The sequence below is a fragment of the Alkalibaculum sporogenes genome (genome assembly GCF_009362815.1).
Lineage (GTDB): Bacteria > Bacillota > Clostridia > Eubacteriales > Alkalibacteraceae > Alkalibaculum_A > Alkalibaculum_A sporogenes.
Genome location: NZ_WHNX01000041.1, coordinates 1 through 19,381, shown reverse-complemented (window position 1 = coordinate 19,381; position 19,381 = coordinate 1). Strand labels below are relative to the sequence as shown.

At 32.2% G+C, this 19,381-nt stretch carries 16 protein-coding genes; 14 read left to right on the top strand and 2 right to left on the bottom strand.

What is annotated here, in order from left to right; all coding sequences use genetic code 11:
* The first annotated feature begins 275 nt into the window (after positions 1–275).
* The 8 genes from GC105_RS15200 (at position 276) to epsC (ending at position 10,216) form a co-directional block, all read left to right on the top strand.
* Complete coding sequence (locus GC105_RS15200) at positions 276–770, top strand: rubrerythrin family protein (protein ID WP_152806549.1); 495 nt, start codon at positions 276–278, stop codon at positions 768–770.
* Between the two features lie 385 nt (positions 771–1,155).
* Positions 1,156–2,286, top strand: a complete 1,131-nt coding sequence (locus GC105_RS15195; protein ID WP_152806547.1) for a cysteine desulfurase family protein — start codon at positions 1,156–1,158, stop codon at positions 2,284–2,286.
* An 18-nt stretch (positions 2,287–2,304) separates the two neighbouring features.
* A complete protein-coding gene (locus GC105_RS15190) occupies positions 2,305–3,132 on the top strand; it encodes a tRNA 2-thiocytidine biosynthesis TtcA family protein (protein ID WP_152806546.1) in 828 nt (275 codons plus the stop codon).
* A gap of 69 nt (positions 3,133–3,201) precedes the next feature.
* Complete coding sequence (locus GC105_RS15185; protein ID WP_152806544.1) at positions 3,202–4,938, top strand: ABC transporter ATP-binding protein; 1,737 nt, start codon at positions 3,202–3,204, stop codon at positions 4,936–4,938.
* 73 nt (positions 4,939–5,011) lie between these two features.
* On the top strand, positions 5,012–6,811 hold the full coding sequence (locus tag GC105_RS15180) for an ABC transporter ATP-binding protein (RefSeq protein WP_246169869.1): 1,800 nt from the start codon (positions 5,012–5,014) through the stop codon (positions 6,809–6,811).
* A gap of 71 nt (positions 6,812–6,882) precedes the next feature.
* Positions 6,883–7,341: an AI-2E family transporter gene (locus tag GC105_RS15175; protein ID WP_152806540.1), complete on the top strand. Its 459-nt coding sequence runs from the start codon at positions 6,883–6,885 to the stop codon at positions 7,339–7,341.
* A gap of 420 nt (positions 7,342–7,761) precedes the next feature.
* Positions 7,762–9,093 (top strand): citrate/2-methylcitrate synthase, encoded by a 1,332-nt coding sequence (locus GC105_RS15170; protein WP_152806538.1) that lies wholly within the window; start codon positions 7,762–7,764, stop codon positions 9,091–9,093.
* Positions 9,094–9,259: 166 nt separating this feature from the next.
* A complete protein-coding gene (gene epsC, locus GC105_RS15165; RefSeq protein ID WP_152806536.1) occupies positions 9,260–10,216 on the top strand; it encodes a serine O-acetyltransferase EpsC in 957 nt (318 codons plus the stop codon).
* A 403-nt stretch (positions 10,217–10,619) separates the two neighbouring features.
* Here the strand turns inward: epsC and GC105_RS15160 are convergent, their stop codons facing one another.
* Positions 10,620–12,224 carry a peptide chain release factor 3 gene (locus tag GC105_RS15160; protein ID WP_152806534.1) on the bottom strand — a complete coding sequence of 535 codons (1,605 nt, stop codon included), beginning with the start codon at positions 12,222–12,224 and terminating at the stop codon, positions 10,620–10,622.
* Positions 12,225–12,558: 334 nt separating this feature from the next.
* Between GC105_RS15160 and GC105_RS15155 the strand changes: the two genes are divergently transcribed.
* From GC105_RS15155 to GC105_RS15140, 4 genes are all read left to right on the top strand, one after another.
* Positions 12,559–13,866, top strand: a complete 1,308-nt coding sequence (locus tag GC105_RS15155; RefSeq protein ID WP_152806532.1) for a mechanosensitive ion channel family protein — start codon at positions 12,559–12,561, stop codon at positions 13,864–13,866.
* Positions 13,867–13,984: 118 nt separating this feature from the next.
* Positions 13,985–14,296 carry an ArsR/SmtB family transcription factor gene (locus GC105_RS15150; protein WP_152806530.1) on the top strand — a complete coding sequence of 104 codons (312 nt, stop codon included), beginning with the start codon at positions 13,985–13,987 and terminating at the stop codon, positions 14,294–14,296.
* Positions 14,297–14,377: 81 nt separating this feature from the next.
* Positions 14,378–15,442: an ACR3 family arsenite efflux transporter gene (gene arsB / locus GC105_RS15145; protein ID WP_152806528.1), complete on the top strand. Its 1,065-nt coding sequence runs from the start codon at positions 14,378–14,380 to the stop codon at positions 15,440–15,442.
* A 43-nt stretch (positions 15,443–15,485) separates the two neighbouring features.
* Positions 15,486–15,896 (top strand): arsenate reductase ArsC, encoded by a 411-nt coding sequence (locus GC105_RS15140; protein ID WP_152806526.1) that lies wholly within the window; start codon positions 15,486–15,488, stop codon positions 15,894–15,896.
* Positions 15,897–16,008: 112 nt separating this feature from the next.
* Here the strand turns inward: GC105_RS15140 and GC105_RS15135 are convergent, their stop codons facing one another.
* The gene (locus tag GC105_RS15135) at positions 16,009–17,277 is read right to left on the bottom strand and encodes an HD domain-containing phosphohydrolase (protein WP_152806524.1); all 1,269 of its coding nucleotides are present in this window, start codon (positions 17,275–17,277) and stop codon (positions 16,009–16,011) included.
* 268 nt (positions 17,278–17,545) lie between these two features.
* On the opposite strand from GC105_RS15135, the gene GC105_RS15130 reads away from it, so the two are divergent.
* Both GC105_RS15130 and GC105_RS15125 read left to right on the top strand, forming a co-directional pair.
* Entirely contained in the window at positions 17,546–18,388 is an 843-nt protein-coding gene (locus tag GC105_RS15130) for a fumarate hydratase (RefSeq protein ID WP_152806522.1), read from the top strand.
* A gap of 171 nt (positions 18,389–18,559) precedes the next feature.
* Positions 18,560–19,147 carry a Fe-S-containing hydro-lyase gene (locus tag GC105_RS15125; protein WP_152806520.1) on the top strand — a complete coding sequence of 196 codons (588 nt, stop codon included), beginning with the start codon at positions 18,560–18,562 and terminating at the stop codon, positions 19,145–19,147.
* Positions 19,148–19,381: the final 234 nt, after the last annotated feature.

Sequence of the window (19,381 nt, the reverse complement as noted above, 5' to 3'; positions counted from 1 at the left end):
CGCACCAGCAGATTGGCTCGCAGAAATCATAACAATTTTCGTGCTTGCACGAAAAGATGAGAGGATTTCTATGAGCAAGTGTCAACGACTGAAACCCGAAGGGGTTGAAGATAATCTGCGTAGGATAAAGTAGATACTAAATATTACAAACCTAATATATGATATAATATAACACAGATACACAGATACACAGATACACAGATACACAGATACACAGATACACAGATACACAGATACACAGATACACAAATACACAATTTTTAGGAGGAAGATATATGGAAAACAATAAAACTTTAGAAAATCTTATGGAAGCATTTGCTGGAGAGTCACAAGCTAATCGAAAATATCTTGCATATTCAAAAAAAGCTCAAAAAGAAGGCAAAAAAAATGCCGCAAAGCTCTTTCAAGCTGCATCTGATGCTGAAGCACTTCATGCACAGAAACATTTTGAAGTTGCAGGTAAAATAAACTCTACTATCGAAAATCTAAAAGATGCAGTAGAGGGTGAAAATCACGAATATCAAAGTATGTATCCAGAATTTTTAAAGATAGCTGAACAAGAGGGGAACGACGCAGCTATAAGAACTTTTACTATGGCTTTAAAAGCAGAAGAGGTACATGCTAGATTATATAAAGAAGCTCTTGAAAATATAGAGCAGGAAGAAGAAGTATTCTATTACTTATGTCCAGTTTGTGGAAACATAGAAGAATTTGTACCTGATAAATGTTCAATTTGTGGTGTTCAAGGAGTTAAATTTATAAAGTATTAAACTTATAAGTAGAAAAAGTCTCGATTAGGGTATCCTAATAGGGACTTTTTCTTCATTTATCGCGAAGACAATGAGACAAGCGGCTGCTTGCAGACATTTGGCGACTGTCCGCGTAACCACAGAGAAGTGTTTCTTGTGGTTTAAAGATTATTAGAGGAACCATTAGATACACACGATGCACATTTCTTGTGGGATATGGGAAATTGACTCGTTTGGTTTGCATCTAAATTGTTTTTCAAATATGTCAAATCTAAGATATTGTTCTCTATTTACGGTGTTGCCATAAACAGAGGGTAGTTAATAAGTAAAGTAATTGTTACAGTAGTCATAGAGTAGTATAATATAATAAAGCAAAAAACAAACTAAAAATTAGTAGGAGAAAAATATGATCTACTTAGATTACGCGGCAGAGACCCCTGTAAATGAAGAAGTTTTAAAAACATTTTATGATGTATCACAAAAATATATTGGCAATCCAAACTCCACTCATGCATTAGGTGTATTAGCTAAAGCACGTTTAAATAAAGCTACAAGACATATTGCAAAGTTATTAAAAGTAAAAGAAAATGAAATTATTTATACTTCAAGTGCAAGTGAGTCTAATAATCTTGCAATTAAAGGGATTGCTGAAAAATCAAAAGCAGTTGGCAAACACATTATAACAACCTATCTTGAGCATTCATCGGTTAATGGAGCTATAGCATCACTCCAAAACAAAGGTTATGAAGTAGATTATGTAGATGTTTTAAATACTGGACTAGTGGATTTAGAACATTTGCAAGAACTACTACGAAAGGACACGATTTTAGTATGTATCACTTTTGTAGACAGTGAGGTGGGTATTATCCAAGACATTGATAAAATAGGAGAATTGTTAATTAATTACCCACACTGTGTATTCCATGTTGATGGAACTCAAGGAATTGGGAAGATAAATATATCTACAACTAATATAGATTTACTATCTTTTGCACCACATAAGTTTTATGGAATAGGTGGTTGTGGAGTATTAATTAAAAAAGAAAATATAATTCTAGAGCCAATTATTCATGGTGGAATAAGCACAACTCCTTTTCGTAGTGGAACACCAGCACTTCCACTCATAGTATCAATAGAGAAGGCACTGTCATTAGCTATACTTGAAATAGATACTAGGTATAAATACGTTTTAGATTTAAATATGAAACTTCGAAAAACCTTAGTAAAGTATCCAAAAGTGAGGATTAATAGCACTGATCACAATAGTCCTTATATTTTAAATATCAGTATCAGTGGGACAAAGTCAGAAGAATATATTGAATATTTTAATAGTCACAATATCTATTTATCGTCAAAATCTGCTTGCTGCGCAGTTAACAGCCCCTCAAGACCAATATATGCAATTACAAAGAATAGGAAAGCAGCTCTATCTACTTTGAGAATAAGCTTAAGTCATTATACTACTATGGAGGAAATCGAAATATTCTTAAAATGTTTTAATGAATTCTATATAAGAAGTGAGAAAAGAGAAATATAAAAAATGAGGTAGTAGAAAATGGAAAAATATCAGGTTATTGAAAGAAGCATAATTACAAAATATCGCAAAGGAATATGGAAAAGATTCGTCACTGGAGTTAACGATTATAAATTAATACAAGAGGGTGATAAAATTGCAGTATGTATATCTGGTGGCAAAGATTCTATGCTCTTGGCAAAATGTATGCAAGAATTACAAAAACACGGGAAGATACATTTCGACCTAATATTTATGGTTATGGATCCTGGATACAACGATATAAATCTTCAGCGGCTTATAAACAATGCTAATATTTTAAATATACCTATTCAAATATTTGAAACACAAATTTACGATATCGTTGCGGATATAGATGAATCGCCTTGTTATTTGTGTGCAAGGATGAGAAGAGGATATTTATATAAACACGCACAAGACTTAGGATGTAATAAAATAGCATTAGGACATCATTTTGATGATGTGATAGAAACCATATTAATGAGTATGTTATATGCTGGTGAAATTAAAACTATGATGCCGAAATTACATAGTACAAACTTTCAAGGAATGGAATTGATTCGCCCTATGTATATGGTAAAAGAAGCAGATATTATAGCATGGAAAAGATACAATGAATTAGAATTTATTCAATGTGCATGTCGTCTAACAGAAAACTGTGTTCTTGGAGATAATGGAGGAGGCTCTAAGCGAGAGGAAATGAAAGCTTTGATTAAGAAGTTTAGGCAGACAAATGAGAATATAGATGTAAATATTTTTGCAAGTGTACACAATATTAATTTAGAAACAGTAATTGGTTATAGGGAAAATAAAGCAAGACATAATTTTTTAGACAACTACGACTTATAGGCTGCATAATAGCATATATTATTTTATATTAGTTAGGATTTTTGTTACAATTAGAGCTGAGGTGGAAATATGATAAAAAAGTTAGCCCCATACATAAGCAAGTATAAAAAACAATTTAATTTAGGATGTATTTGTACTGGTTTAGAAGCAGTCTTTGAACTCTTGATACCATTAGTTATGGCGTACATAGTAGATATAGGGATAAGGAATAGAGATATAGAGTATACCATTAAAATGGGATTACTTATGTTTTTATTATCACTTATCGCTTTGGGTCTTGGATTAGCATCTGCTAGGCTTTCATCTATTGCCGGCCAAGGGTTTGGAGCTGAATTGAGAGAAGCTGAATTTAATAAGATTCAAACTTATTCTTTTAAAAATATAGAAAAATTTAGTACGGCATCCCTGATAACAAGGCTAACAGGTGATGTTCATACTATGCAAATGTCAGTGACTATGGGTATGAGAATGTTAATTAGAGCACCTATTATGCTTGTTTGTGCCTTAACATTGTCATTCTATTTGAATGCAGAACTTGCAATTGTCTTTGCAGTAGCAATTCCAATATTAGCTTTTTCATTATTTTTAATCATTCGAAAAGTAAGACCTTATTTTACAGATTTACAAGAAAAGACTGATGGCTTAAATATTACTGTGCAAGAAAATTTAATAGGTATCCGTGTAGTAAAGTCTTTCGTACGCGGTATTTTCGAAAAGAAAAAATTTAATAAAAGTAATGAAGAAATGATGCAAGCTTCTGAGAGAGCATTTGGTTTAGTCGTTTTAAATATGCCAGTTATGCAAATGATTATGTTTTCTACGATTATAGCAATTTTATGGTTTGGAGGGAATATGGTCTTTAGTGGAAATCTTTTAGTAGGTAGGCTAATTAGTTTTCTTGCTTATGTCAATCAAATACTATTTTCACTTATGATGATTTCCATGATGTTTATGATGGCAACACGTTCTGTGGCTTGTGCAAAACGTATTTTAGAAGTTTTGGAAGAAATACCAGATATTGAAGATGATAACAATAATTATGATTATGAAGTGAAGAATGGTGATGTGAAATTCACTAATGTTACTTTTCGCTACTACGAAGATAGTAGTGAAAATAATTTGACAGATATAAATTTAGATATTGAATCTGGTCAAACTATTGGTATAATTGGTGGAACAGGCTCAGGTAAAACTACTTTGGCTCAACTTATACCTAGGTTGTATGATGTAACTAGAGGATCTGTCGAGGTTGGAGGATATGATGTACGTAGTTATAAATTAGAAACACTGAGAAATGCAGTTGCTATGGTTTTACAGAATAATACTCTTTTTTCTGGAACAATTAGAGAAAATTTAAAATGGGGCAATGCGCATGCATCTGATAAACAAATTGAAGCAGCTAGTAAAATAGCTTGTGCAGATGAGTTTATAAATCGCTTTCCAGACAAATACGATACTATGTTAGAGCAAGGTGGCGTTAATTTATCGGGAGGTCAAAGGCAAAGGTTGACTATTGCAAGAGCAATATTAAAACAGCCTAAAGTGTTAATATTAGATGATAGTACAAGTGCAGTAGATACTTCAACTGATGCAAAAATAAGGCAATCTTTTAAAAGGGAATTAAAAGATACAACAAAAATAATTATAGCACAAAGAATATCCTCTGTGTATGATGCTGACCAAATAATTGTTTTAGATGATGGTAAAATTTCTGACATTGGAAATCATAGTCAATTAATTAAGAAGAATGAGATATACCAAGATGTCTATAAGTCACAACAAGAAGGAGTTGGTTTTAGTGGCTAGAGGGCAAAATCATGGTCCAGGTGCACATGGGTATAGAAAACCAAAAGACTTTAGAAATACAATTTATAAGTTAATGAAATATATAGGTAAGTACAAATTCTTACTTAGTATAGTAGTTATATGTCTTTTTATTAACTCCTTTGCCATGATAGCTGGGTCTTACTTTTTAAAGCCGATTATAAATGACTATATCTTACCAGGAGACTTTAATGGTCTTGGCAAAATGCTAATAATACTTGGAAGTATTTATGCTTGTGGAGCTGCAGCTTCTTACGGATATTCTCGTATTATGGTACATATTTCGCAGAAAACAGTATTTGTACTACGACGGGATCTATTTCATAAAATGCAAGATTTATCTTTGAAATATTTTGATACTCATACTAACGGCGATTTAATGAGTAGATATACTAATGATATAGATACAATTAGTGAAGCTATCAATAATAGTTTCGCAGGTATAATCTCAAATGTTGTCATGTTTGTTGGAGTAATAGTGATGATGTTAGTACTTAATCCATTTTTAACAGTGATAACTTTAATTATCGTCTCGGTTATGTTGTTTGTATCACAAAAGATTGGGAAAAAAAGCAAATTCTATTTTTCTGAGCAACAAGCAAAGTTAGGTAGTGTTAATGGATATATAGAAGAAATGATAGAAGGGCAAAAAGTAATTAAAGTGTTTTCATACGAGGAAAACGCAAAAAATGAGTTTAAGAATAGAAATGAGGCTCTTAGAATTGCAGCTACTAGTGCACAGAGTTATTCTGGCAGTATGATGCCAATCATGATTAATTTATCTTATATTAATTATGCTATCACTAGCTGTGTAGGGGCGATTATGGTTATTAGAGGAATGCTGGATATTGGCTCACTTGTTTCATTTCTTCAGTATACTAGGCAAGTTTCACAACCAATTAATCACCTAGCACAACAAGTTAATACTATATTAGCAGCTTTATCTGGAGCAGAACGTATTTTTGAGGTTATGGAAGAAAAAGCAGAAATAGATGAAGGAACAGTTTCCTTAACAAAAGTTATTATGAACAAAGATGGATCTATGATAGAAACTGACAAAAACACGGATACATGGGCTTGGAGAACTATAGATGAATTTGGAAATATATCACTTATACCATTAAAAGGTGATGTTCGCTTTGAAAATGTAGTATTCGGATACAATGATGATGATAAAGTACTAAAAGACATAAGTTTATTTGCAAAACCAGGACAAAAGATTGCCTTTGTGGGATCTACTGGTGCTGGAAAAACAACTATTACAAATTTAATAAACCGTTTTTATGAAATAAAATCAGGCAGAATTACCTATGATGGTATAGATATAAGGTATATAAAGAAAGATTCCCTAAGAAGTTCATTAGGCGTCGTGTTGCAAGATACACATTTGTTTACTGGGACGATATCGGACAATATTAGATATGGAAGACTTGATGCAACTGACGATGAAGTAGTTGAAGCTGCAAAACTTGCTAATGCTCATAATTTTATCAAATATTTACCTCTTGGTTATAAAACTATGTTGACTAGTGACGGTGGTAACCTTTCACAAGGCCAACGTCAGCTTATGTCCATTGCAAGAGCAGCCGTAGCAAATCCTCCTGTGTTAATATTAGATGAAGCTACTAGTTCTATAGATACAAGGACAGAAAAATTCATAGAAGAAGGAATGGACAGTTTAATGGCCAATCGTACAGTCTTTGTTATTGCACATAGATTATCTACTGTACGAAACTCAGAGGCAATAATGGTCTTAGAACAAGGGGAAATAATAGAGCGTGGTTCTCATGAAGACTTGTTAGCCAATGAAGGAAGATACTACCAATTGCATACAGGTCAATTTGAGTTAGAGTAGAGTAATGGGTATCAGAAGTAGAGAATATAAATGGTAGGTTCTATAAGTAAAAAAGATAGGCGGTTATACCAATGAAAAGAGGTAGGTTAGGAAACTTAGCAATAGATACACAAAAAGGTGTGATTGGTTATATAAAAGCTCAGATATATTTAATGGGTATCACCTTTTTAGTTATATATATTGGTTTAAACACATTTGGAGTCGCCTATTCTCTTATTATTTCATTAGGATTATCAATCTTAGATATAATCCCAGTTATTGGGATTGGTCTAGTATTGATTCCTTGGTCTATAATTAGTTTTATTATGGGAAATACCGATTTAGGTACTCACCTGGCTATTATATACATTCTAACAGTTATACTACGACAAATTTTAGAACCTATTTTAGTAGGTAAGCATATAGGGATAAGACCCATTTATATATTTATAGCTACAGTAATAGGTTTTATAATATTAGGTCCTATTGGACTAATTTTTGGACCAATATTTGCAATAATTCTCAAAGCTATAGTTAAAAATCAAAAATAAATAAAAGAGTCCATCAAACTGTTTATAGGGAAGAAGGTATAAATGGTTTGATTTGCAGTCATAATGGAGGTAGAGTAGTTCTGAAACAAAAAACTAAAAAAAATAAATTTGAGTAATTGAAATATTTAGATTTATAAGCTATAATTAATATAGGTAAATATACGCAAAAAGACTATTAGCCTCGAATATATATTCGGGGCTTATATATAATATCTTATTTGAATACGCTCAAAGATGCTGTTCTTGTACATAAGGCCATTAATCTACTATGTATGTTGTTAAATAACCACTAGTGGAAAGATTCGGACTTTAATACTCGAATAATATAGGTGAGGGTTATTTTCTTATCTGGACTACCGTCTAAAGCTATTCTTAAAATAAATGATATCTGACGAACATTGTAAGTGAAGGAGGAACAGTATGATTAAAAAATTAAGTGAATTAGCAGAGAAAAGCAGTTATATAAATCCAGAGTTATACAATAAATATGAAGTTAAAAGAGGCCTTCGTGATATTAATGGACGAGGAGTGCTTACTGGTCTTACAGAAATTGGGGAGGTTCACTCATATATAATTAAAGATGAAGAAATAGTCCCAGAGCCAGGTAAACTATTTTATAGGGGTATTGATGTAGAAGAAATTGTAAATGGGTTTTTAGAAGATAGCAGACATGGCTTCGAAGAGGTAATATATTTATTATTATTTGGAAGTCTTCCAAATAATGAGATGCTAGGAAATTTTAATTCGTTACTATCTGATTTACGAACGCTACCTAAAAGTTTTGTAAGAGATATAATATTAAAAGCTCCTAGTAAAGATGTGATGAATATGCTTTCAAGAAGCGTACTCGCTTTATATAGTTATGATGATAGTGCAGATGGTCTATCTATTGATAATATACTACGACAATCCCTGGAACTTATTGCTCGTTTTCCACTTTTAGCTGTGTATAGTTATCAAGCATATTCTCATTATCATCAGGGTAATAGTTTATATATACACAGTCCAAAGAGAGAATATTCTACTGCTGAAAATATACTTCATATGCTTAGACCAAATAGCAATTTTACCCAAATTGAAGCGAGGTTACTTGATTTAGCATTAGTTTTACATGCAGAGCATGGTGGTGGTAACAATTCAACATTTACTACTCATGTGGTTACATCTTCAGGTACAGATACTTATTCTGCCATATCTGCAGCTTTAGGATCATTAAAAGGTCCAAGGCATGGTGGAGCTAATATAAAAGTAGTACAAATGTTTGACGATGTAAAGGCCAACATTAAAGATTGGAAAAACGACGACGAAGTTTCTAATTATTTAACTAAGATTTTAAATAAAGAGGCTTTTGATAAATCCGGTTTAATATACGGAATGGGTCATGCTGTATATTCTGTATCAGATCCAAGAGCAGAAATTTTAAGAAGTCACTGTAAAGCTCTTGCAGTAGATAAAGGATTAGAGGATGAATTTGATCTATACTTTAGAATAGAAAAATTAGCAAAAAAAGTTATTGCTGAAGAAAGAAAGATTTATAAAGGAGTAAGTGCTAATGTAGACTTTTACTCAGGATTTGTTTATAAGATGCTTGATCTACCGCAAGAACTATTAACTCCAATATTTGCAATTGCAAGAATTTCTGGTTGGAGTGCTCACCGTATTGAAGAGATTGTTAACAAAGGAAAGATAATAAGACCAGCTTATAAAAGTATTTCTGATAGAGTTGAATATGTAAATCTTAAAAATAGGTAGTTGTACGCCTACAGTATAAAAAAACACTAGAGCTAGGAGTTTATCCTAGCTCTAGTGGATGACAGAAAAGTGAAATTCTATTGGTGTGTAAGTTAATGTTGTATATTATACTAAAAATTGAGATAATTAGTATATGGTAATATATATTATATAAAGGAGACTTGACATGGGAGAAAGATCGAGAAGAGAAATAATTAATAAACTTGTCAATGATATATTAGAAAGTTATAAGAATGAGAGCTGCATTTTACCTCATGAGATTTGTCCTATGCCGAATAGAGATACAATCATTGAAATTGCCAAATCTCTAAGAATGCTGCTATTTCCAGGATACTTTGAAAAGCATACATGTAATGAAGAAATAATGGAATATCATACAGGGGAACTAGTAATTAATATACATGAAAAATTATCAGAACAAATAATTTTTGCTCTTAGCTTAGAAGCAATACGTAACGAAGATGCATTAGAAGAAATTTGTAAAAATGAGAGTATCAAAAATATAGCTGTAGAGTTAAGCTATAAGTTCTTATCTACGATACCAAAGGTGAGAGAATATCTTTCTACTGATGTAAAAGCTGCCCTTGAGGGAGATCCTGCCGCTAGCAGTATTGACGAAATAATTTTTTCTTATCCTGGAATATTTGCAATAACAATACATAGACTTGCACATGAATTATATTTACTTAATATACCACTTATTCCAAGAATACTTAGTGAATACTCTCATACTATTACTGGGATAGATATTAATGCTGGAGCAAAAATCGGTAAATACTTCTTTATCGATCATGGAACTGGAGTAGTAATAGGAGAAACTACTATTATTGGAGACAATGTTAAAATATATCAAGGAGTAACCCTTGGCGCTTTGTCTACTAGAGGTGGTCAAATGCTTAAAGGGACTAAACGTCATCCTACTATTGAAGATGGTGCTACTATTTATTCTGGAGCTTCAGTATTTGGGGGGAAAACAGTTATAGGACAAGGTGTAACTATAGGGAGCAATGCGTTTATAACTGAATCAGTACCCAGAGGGACTAAAGTTAGTATTAAAAATCCAGAACTCATTTTAAAAGATCGTAAACCTAGAGAATTAGACCAAAATTATTCTGATGTATAGAATGTTTTGTTAGTACCATTAACCAATGGTACATAACAAAGAAATCAAAATAATATTTTATACTCTAACGCAAGACAAATCCTTAAGAAGTTGACTAAAGAATAGAGAAATAAATGTGTTTACCCAACAATTTATGCCGCATTAATAGGGCATTAAAGGTAATCCATGAGTTTTAGTTTTGTTGCAAGAAAAGGTAAATTTAGATATGCAAGGTAGAGTTTTTGGAATGGTTCAAATAGTAGGGTCTATAGCATTCCCATTAGGAATGCTATAGACCCTTAGCAGACATAATAAAAGTTGAAACTTTACTTATTGTTACTGGAGTTATGATGGCAGGATCAGGAGTAAGTATATTTTACAATAAAGGTTAAAGAGTGTGGAACAATGATTAGTAAATTTTAAGTTATTTTCTAAAGGAAATTTCGTTTAACTCTACATTTTTATTCCGTTCTTTAACTCTCTCTATAGACCATTCATTTGCAAAGAGTAATACAGGCTTAGAATCTTGATCTTCAACGATCATAGTATCCATTGTAATATTAAAGTTACTAGGATCAAAATTATCCATCTCTATCCAACGTATATGACGAAAAGGCATTTGTTCCATTAGAATATCTACGCCGTACTCATTTTTAAGTCGATATTCTAAAACTTCAAATTGTAGTGCTCCTACAACACCAACAATTAATTCTTCGACACCGATATTTGGTCGTTTATATACTTGGATTGTACCTTCTTCTGATAATTGATTAATACCTTTAATAAATTGTTTTCTTTTTAAGGCATTTTTTGTGTATACTTTGCTAAAATGTTCTGGCGCAAATAAGGGTATGCCTTGATACTTGGTTTTTGAATTATCTTCACATAAGCTATCACCAATACGAAATATACCTGGATCGTGAATGCCAATAATATCTCCAGGGTATGCAGTTTCGACTACTACTCTATCTTGTGCTAGAAACTGTTGGGGCTGTGATAGTCTTACCTTTTTGTTTTCTTGTACATGATTTACAGTCATGCCTTTTTTAAATATCCCAGAGCATATTCTAAGAAATGCAATTCTGTCACGATGTGTAGGATTCATATTAGCTTGTATCTTAAATATAAAACCTGTGAAATTGTCTGTTTCAGGATTGATTTCTCCAAAATTACTTTCACGAGGAGTAGGAGGTGTAGTTAAATTTAGAAAATCTTCTAAAAATGGTTCTACTCCGAAATTAGTGAGTGCACTTCCAAAGAATACTGGCGTTAAATTACCATCTAAAACCTCTTCTAAAACGAAATTATCACCAGCAACATCTAATAATTCTATATCATCTGTTAATTGTCGGTGTAAATTTTCGCCTAATAGGTCCTTAAATTTATCGTCGTCAATTTTTCCCTTGACTGTATTGGTTTTAGATTGCCCATGATTGCCTTCACCAAAAAGTTCAATTTGCATTTTTTGACGATCATACACACCTTTAAAGTCTCTACCACTTCCTATAGGCCAATTCATGGGGAACGAACGAATACCTAAAACTTGTTCTAATTCCTCAATTAATTCGAAAGGATCCTTGCCGGACCGATCCATTTTATTGATGAAAGTAAAGATGGGGATGCCCCTCATTTTACAAACTTGAAACAATTTCTTAGTTTGACTTTCAATACCTTTGGCACTGTCTATAACCATTACAGCAGAATCAGCCGCCATTAAAGTTCGGTAGGTATCTTCACTAAAATCTTGATGACCTGGTGTATCAAGAATATTGATACAACAGCCATTATAGTCAAATTGTAATACGGATGATGTGACAGAGATACCTCTTTGCTTCTCTATTTCCATCCAGTCAGATACTGCATGATTTTGTGCTCTTCTAGATTTTACAGACCCAGCTAAACGAATAGCACCTCCATATAATAAAAGCTTCTCCGTAAGGGTAGTTTTACCTGCATCTGGATGAGATATGATAGCAAAAGTTCTTCTTCTTCGTACTTCTTCTAAAAAACTTAAATTTTCTTCAGTCATTTTTCCTCTTCCTTATATTTATTGTTTCTCATTATTTATATTATAACCTTTAAATTTTACACTTTTAAAATACAAGATGTCAAATTATTTTCTGATGAAAAGTGAAAATACTAGATTATACTATAAAATATTGAAAATTTAGGCTAAATAGTGTAATGTATTTAAATATTCAATTTAATTCGACTTTTTATAGTAACAACTAAATTCACAAATAATGATTAATAAGATATATAATAGAATTTTAGTGATTAAGTAAGTAGCATTAAAGGTAAAAGGAATAATATGTACGTTTCACAGATAATATACTATTAGGTATAAAAAACGGGAGGTTTAAATGATCGAGTATATTATGAGTTGGTTTAATGGATATGGATTGTCACAAGATATTCAAAGAGGTGTTTCAATTTCACTGTTAATTTTGTTTATTTTAATATTGAGTATTGTGGTTAATTTTATTACTAAAAGAATACTTCTAAATATTTTGACTCAAATTATAAAGAAAGATAAATTTAAATGGAATAAAGTACTTTTGGAAAGAAAAGTATTTCATAAATTGTCTCATATTGCACCAGTTATTATGATGTATTTATTTGCTTCCGCATTTCCGGAGAATATTTCAAATTTTATTTACAGAGTGTCGTCAGGGTACTTTGTTCTTATTGCAATTCTAGTAATAGATGCGCTGATAAATGCTGTACACGATATTTATAAAACCAATGAAAGTTCAAAGTATAGACCAATTAAAGGGTATCTACAAGTATTGAAGATATTTATATATCTAATTGGTGGCATCCAAATTATTGCATCATTAATAGGGGAAAATCCATGGCTATTAATTAGTGGTGTTGGTGCAATGTCCGCAGTTTTACTTCTGGTATTTAGAGACTCTTTGCTAGGATTAGTTGCGGGAATACAATTATCGACCAATGATATGATGAGAATAGGAGATTGGATTGAAATGCCCAAATATGGTGCAGATGGAGATGTAATTGATATATCATTGAATACAGTAAAAGTAGAAAACTTTGATATGACTATTACCACTATTCCTACATATGCATTAGTTTCAGATTCTTTTAAAAACTGGAGAGGTATGATTCAAGCAGGTGGGAGAAGGATTATGAGATCTGTATATATAGATATTACTAGTATCTCATTTTGCAGCAGTGAAATGCTTGAGCGATTTGAGAAAATTCATTATTTAACACAGTATATTAATATAATGAAACAAGAAATATCGGCGTATAATGAAGAAAATAACCTTAATACAACTAATTTAGCAAATGGGAAACATCTAACTAATATTGGTGTTTTTAGAATATATATAGATAGGTATATTAAAAATCATCCAAATATACATCAAGGTATGTATCAAATAGTTAGACAATTGCCGCCAGCAGAAAACGGATTACCTATTCAGATTTATGCGTTTACTAATGAAATAGAATGGAGCCGTTATGAGGCCATACAGTCAGATATATTTGATCATATATTAGCGGTAGTGCCAGAGTTTGAACTTCGTATATATCAACACCCAACAGGGCATGATATTCGGAGGGTATTAAATAGTGAATGGAAAGATGGTAGTCAAATTACCCAAGACAATCCATTGATAAATATAATCAAAAACGATGAAGAATAAAAAATACGTATTGTATAATTGCATATTGACAATTATGAATATGCAACATATACTATAAATATGATATCGATAATTATCGATATCATAGAAACGTATAAATATGTAGGAGGATTATTATATGAGTATCAAGTCGTATGCAGAATACATACCAGCCTTAAAAGCAGTAACTGATGAGACTAGATTAAAAATTATCGATATGTTATCTTGTGGGCAGATGTGTGCTTGTGATATATTAGATGAATTTAGCATATCTCAGTCTACCTTAAGTTATCACATGAAGATTTTAACAGAAAGTAGCATAATCAATGCAGTTCGTGATGGTGCGTGGATGAGATATTCATTGAATATGGAAAAGACAGAAGAAATTATTTCATTTATTACACTGATTACTACTGAAAAAGATGATTGTATTTGCAAAATCAAAAGTTAGAAATTATAGATGAGGTATAAGGAGCGCCTCTACAAAGAAACGCTTCTTTAAAAAATCAAATAAGAAAGGCGGAAAGTGTAAATGAGTAAAAAAGAGTCACTATCTGGAATAGGTTTTTTTGAAAGATATCTCACAATTTGGGTAGCATTGTGTATGGTTATTGGAGTGTTAATTGGTGTATATATTCCCGTTATACCAGAAATTTTAAGTAGGTTTGAGTACGCAAGCGTGTCTATACCAGTGGCAATACTTATATGGCTTATGATTTATCCTATGATGCTCAAGGTTGACTTTACCAGCATTAAAAAAGTGAAAGAAAATCCTAAAGGGCTAGTTATTACTTGGGTTACTAATTGGTTGATAAAACCTTTTACTATGTATGGAATTGCTGCATTTTTCTTTTATGTTGTTTTCAAAAACTTAATACCATCTGAAGTTGCCACAGAGTATCTTGCAGGCGCAGTATTATTAGGAGCAGCACCGTGTACGGCTATGGTCTTTGTATGGAGTCACTTAACAAAGGGAAATCCAGCGTATACACTAGTGCAAGTAGCAACTAATGATATTATTATATTAGTAGCGTTTGTCCCTATCGTTGCTTTTCTATTAGGAATTAGTAATATTGCTATACCTTGGTCGACACTATTTTTATCAATAGTACTATTTGTCGTAATACCTCTTATTGGAGGGTGGCTTTCAAGAGTAATTATTAGTAAAAACAAAGGCGTTGAGTATTTTGAAACTGAGTTTATACCAAAGTTTAATAATATTACAACTATGGGTCTTCTACTTACTTTAGTAATAATTTTTTCTTTTCAAGGACAGATTATAGTCGATAATCCATTGAATATCGTTTTAATAGCAATACCTTTAATTATTCAAACTTTCTTAATTTTTTCTATAGCGTATGTATGGGCAAAATTATGGAAAATGCCTCATGATATTGCAGCACCAGCCGGAATGATAGGAGCATCTAATTTTTTTGAACTTGCAGTAGCAGTATCTATTTCTGTATTTGGTTTGGAATCAGGAGCAACAATGGCAACTGTTGTAGGAGTACTTGTGGAAGTACCAGTAATGTTAACACTAGTTAGAATTGCTAATAGAACAAGAGGTTGGTTTAAGAATACTCAATCTCCAGAATAGTCGAGTAACACTTATGTATAAAAAAAACAAGGAGGTTTATTGTATGAAGCCAAAGGTTGCATTTATATGTGTTCATAATTCATGTAGAAGTCAAATAGCAGAAGCTCTAGGAAAACACTTCGCTAAAGATGTTTTTGAAAGTTATTCTGCAGGTACTGAAGTGAAACCAAATATAAATAAAGATGCGGTAAGAATCATAAAGGAGATATACTCTATCGACATGGAGAAAACTCAATATTCCAAGTTGTTATATGATATACCTGATGTAGATATTGTTATTACTATGGGGTGCAATGTTGAGTGTCCATACCTTCCAAGCAAGTATCGAGAAGACTGGGGATTAGAAGATCCGACTGGAAAAAGTGATGAGGAATTTAAGTTGGTAATTGCTGAAATTGAAGAGAAAATTAAGAAACTAGCATATGAAATTAAAAACTCCAAAATATTAAGTTAGAGTGTAATTAATAACTAGTACATGTGTTTGATAGAAACTTGAACATAAAATATGTAGAGACAATCAAGAAAAAGTTTAGCCAAGAGAAACAGGTGAAGCCAGTCTCTCTTGGCTATCCCAAAAAAATGTCTTCGTAAAAATGCCGAGCTTCATTTTGTTTTGCTTTTACATCATGGGAGATATTATAATAATTATCTAATAAGAGATTGACAATATTTTTGTCAAGTTTATCATCAGAGATGTTTTGTTTTAGAACACTATATACTTCATCTTTGTTCATACCTTTTCTATAAGGCCTATCTTCTGTAATAGCGGTAAAGATATCGGCTACAGTCATAATTCTTGCACCTATACCAATTTCATGTTGTTTGCATCTAAAAGGATATCCACTACCATCTAGTTTCTCGTGGTGATAAGCGGCCCAGTCTGCAATTCGCTCTAATCCACCTATAGTATTAATAACGTGATGTGTATAGTAGGTATGGCTTTTCATAAGTGCAAATTCGTGTTGTGTAAGTTTACCTGGTTTTTCTATAATAGAGTTAGGTATAACTAACTTGCCGATATCGTGTAGGTGCCCAGCTATTTTCATGAGATTAGTTTCAAAGTCCGTTAAGCCAAATTTAATAGAGATACTTTGAGCACATGCAGCTACACCAGTAGTATGTGTAGCTGTATAAGGTGACTTAAAATCAATTACACTCTTATACATTTCAGAAATATGTATAATGTTATTTATATCTATATCGAGATTTCTATAAGGACCGTTATCAAGTAAGACGGAATATAGCCTAGGAGATACTAAATCTAGCCAAAATTCTTCTCTTTCACTTGCTTGAAGAAAATAGTTTACAATATCAGGGTGTACAAATGTATCGTCCAATTCCTTGATTTTGTCAATAATTTCTTTGTGTTGATGTAATATGTATTTGCTCCGATCCACCAGGCGTTCCACATAATCAGCTAAATATATAACCTGTGACGAAAAGACAAACGTATCTTTAATAGTATCTTCAAAGTCCATGTAATCGGTATGGTGATATCGAACTATTTTAGAGATTCCTTTGAACCAAGGCGTTTTATTTAAAAGCATTTCACCCCTTTTGCAATGAAATTCTTTATTAATGGTATCGTCATGTATATTTGTTATACTATGTAATTTTGTTTTTTCCTCTATAGAAATGGCTCCAACATCATGTAGTAACGATGCTGCAAATATGTCTTCTATAACCGATTCATCTTCACCAGCAAAAGTAGCAATTTCTACAGCTATAAAAGCAGTACGTTGCTGATGATAAGATATTTCCGTATTAGCAAGATCTGTTATTTCTGATAAGGATAAAAGGAGATTTCCTAAATTAACCGAAATATGTCTTTGCATGATTACCTCCAATTTATGTCATTGATAGAAAGTTCGTCTACTAGCTAAGGTGCGTCGAAGACGCTTTCTTGTAGTAATTTGAGCTGTAATAATATTTATAATTACTACTATAGTACCATATCTAATCTTATATTAGAACTATGTGAGTAGTTTTACTAATTATCTTATCCAGAAGATTGACAGCTACCAGATTCCTTGTATAATGAAAGAATGATTTATTGCTAGGTAAGTAAAGCGTTAATATTAGTTATAGTAGGAGGGAAATTATATGAGAGAAATAAAAACTTCTTGTATTACATCATCAATAAAAGAGATGTGTATTAATTCAAATTATTACATTTCAAAAGATGTGACAGATAAGATACAACAAGCTCATGAAAAAGAAACATGGCCTATGGCAAAAGATATTTTAGAAAAATTACTTGATAATATTGATATTTCAAGAATTGAGAATGTTCCTGTATGCCAGGACACTGGTATGGCTTGTGTTTTTGTGGAAATAGGACAAGAAGTTCATGTGGTAGGGGGTTTATTAGAGGATGCAATTAATGAAGGAGTAAGACAAGGTTATGAGGAAGGATACTTAAGAAAATCTGTAGTAAAAGATCCTTTGAATAGAGTCAATACAAATGACAATACTCCAGCTATTATATATTACGACATCGTTCAGGGTGAAAAGTTAAGAATTACTGTAGCTCCAAAAGGATTTGGATCAGAAAACATGAGTCAGATAAAGATGTTAAAGCCATCTGATGGTATTAAAGGGGTAAAAGATTTTGTGTTGAAGGTAGTCAAAGAAGCAGGTTCAAATCCATGTCCGCCTATTGTAGTTGGTGTTGGCATAGGTGGAACATTTGATCGAGCTGCAAATCTAGCTAAGAAAGCATTAATAAGACCTTTATCAGAAAATAATCCCGATACTTTTTACTCCAAATTAGAAGAAGAATTATTAACAACTATTAATAATCTAGGAATTGGCCCACAAGGTTTTGGAGGTAAAACTACTGCTCTTAAAGTAAACATTGAAACTTTTCCAACCCATATAGCAGGATTACCAGTGGCAGTAAATATCAATTGTCACGTCACTAGACATACACATGTAGAAATATAAATGAAACTGACTGTTAATGCGGGATACAGAGAAACTTTATTCAGTAGAGTTTTCTTCATCTACTGAATATTAGTCGAACCAATCGGGCTTTTACAGGCCCTTAACTCCCACTCTATTTTTGTGGGAGTCTTAGTGCCTGTTAATGCGGGAAAATTTATTAAGGAGGTTAATATGGAAAAGAGGATCACTACACCATTAACATCTGATAAGGTAAAAGAACTAAAAGCAGGAGATAAGGTGTTAATATCTGGTGTTATTTACACAGCGAGAGATGCTGCACATAAAAAGCTTGTCGAATTATTAGATAAAGGAGAGAGTCTACCTATAGATATAAAGGATTCCATAATTTATTATGTTGGACCAACGCCAGAAAAACCTGGTCATGCCATAGGTTCTGCTGGACCTACAACAAGTTACAGAATGGATTCCTACGCTCCTAGACTATTAGATATAGGATTAAAAGGGATGATTGGAAAAGGGTCTAGAAGTGAGGCTGTCATTGAGTCTATGAAGAAAAATAAAGCTATATATTTTGCAGCTATAGGTGGTGCAGCTGCACTTATAGGTAAATCTATTAAAAAAGCTGAAGTTGTTGCCTACAAAGACCTAGGTTCAGAAGCAATAAGAAAACTAGAAGTAGTAGATATGCCAGTTGTAGTAGCTATTGATGCACTAGGGAGAGACTGGTATGAAATAGGACAAAAAGAATACCTTGAAAGTATTACCTTAACGAGTACTGAAAAGACACAAGGTTTGTAAGAAATCTTAAACAAAGAAAGGGTAGCTATATAAGCTACCTCATTTTTGATACCAAACAAAGTTAATAAGTAGGGAAAGATACTTATAATAGATGTACAAATTTATCGAATAATCAAAAGGTAGAGTGTTAAAGAAGAGACTGTAAATAATTTTGTGTCCTAGAATAAAAAAATAACTTTCTATCAGGCTCATTAGATATGTAAAAATTCAAGAAAACATCTTTAAAATATGAAC

Bases quoted from the DNA above. Each gene is read 5' to 3' on its own strand.
- GC105_RS15125 (WP_152806520.1), top strand. From the start codon at position 18,560: ATGGAAAAGAGGATCACTACACCATTAACATCTGATAAGGTAAAAGAA.
- GC105_RS15185 (WP_152806544.1), top strand. From the start codon at position 3,202: ATGATAAAAAAGTTAGCCCCATACATAAGCAAGTATAAAAAACAATTT.
- GC105_RS15200 (WP_152806549.1), top strand. From the start codon at position 276: ATGGAAAACAATAAAACTTTAGAAAATCTTATGGAAGCATTTGCTGGA.
- GC105_RS15180 (WP_246169869.1), top strand. From the start codon at position 5,012: ATGAAATATATAGGTAAGTACAAATTCTTACTTAGTATAGTAGTTATA.
- GC105_RS15175 (WP_152806540.1), top strand. From the start codon at position 6,883: ATGAAAAGAGGTAGGTTAGGAAACTTAGCAATAGATACACAAAAAGGT.
- epsC (WP_152806536.1), top strand. From the start codon at position 9,260: ATGGGAGAAAGATCGAGAAGAGAAATAATTAATAAACTTGTCAATGAT.
- GC105_RS15195 (WP_152806547.1), top strand. From the start codon at position 1,156: ATGATCTACTTAGATTACGCGGCAGAGACCCCTGTAAATGAAGAAGTT.
- GC105_RS15140 (WP_152806526.1), top strand. From the start codon at position 15,486: ATGAAGCCAAAGGTTGCATTTATATGTGTTCATAATTCATGTAGAAGT.
- GC105_RS15130 (WP_152806522.1), top strand. From the start codon at position 17,546: ATGAGAGAAATAAAAACTTCTTGTATTACATCATCAATAAAAGAGATG.
- GC105_RS15160 (WP_152806534.1), bottom strand. From the start codon at position 12,224: ATGACTGAAGAAAATTTAAGTTTTTTAGAAGAAGTACGAAGAAGAAGA.
- GC105_RS15170 (WP_152806538.1), top strand. From the start codon at position 7,762: ATGATTAAAAAATTAAGTGAATTAGCAGAGAAAAGCAGTTATATAAAT.
- arsB (WP_152806528.1), top strand. From the start codon at position 14,378: ATGAGTAAAAAAGAGTCACTATCTGGAATAGGTTTTTTTGAAAGATAT.
- GC105_RS15190 (WP_152806546.1), top strand. From the start codon at position 2,305: ATGGAAAAATATCAGGTTATTGAAAGAAGCATAATTACAAAATATCGC.
- GC105_RS15155 (WP_152806532.1), top strand. From the start codon at position 12,559: ATGATCGAGTATATTATGAGTTGGTTTAATGGATATGGATTGTCACAA.
- GC105_RS15135 (WP_152806524.1), bottom strand. From the start codon at position 17,277: ATGCAAAGACATATTTCGGTTAATTTAGGAAATCTCCTTTTATCCTTA.
- GC105_RS15150 (WP_152806530.1), top strand. From the start codon at position 13,985: ATGAGTATCAAGTCGTATGCAGAATACATACCAGCCTTAAAAGCAGTA.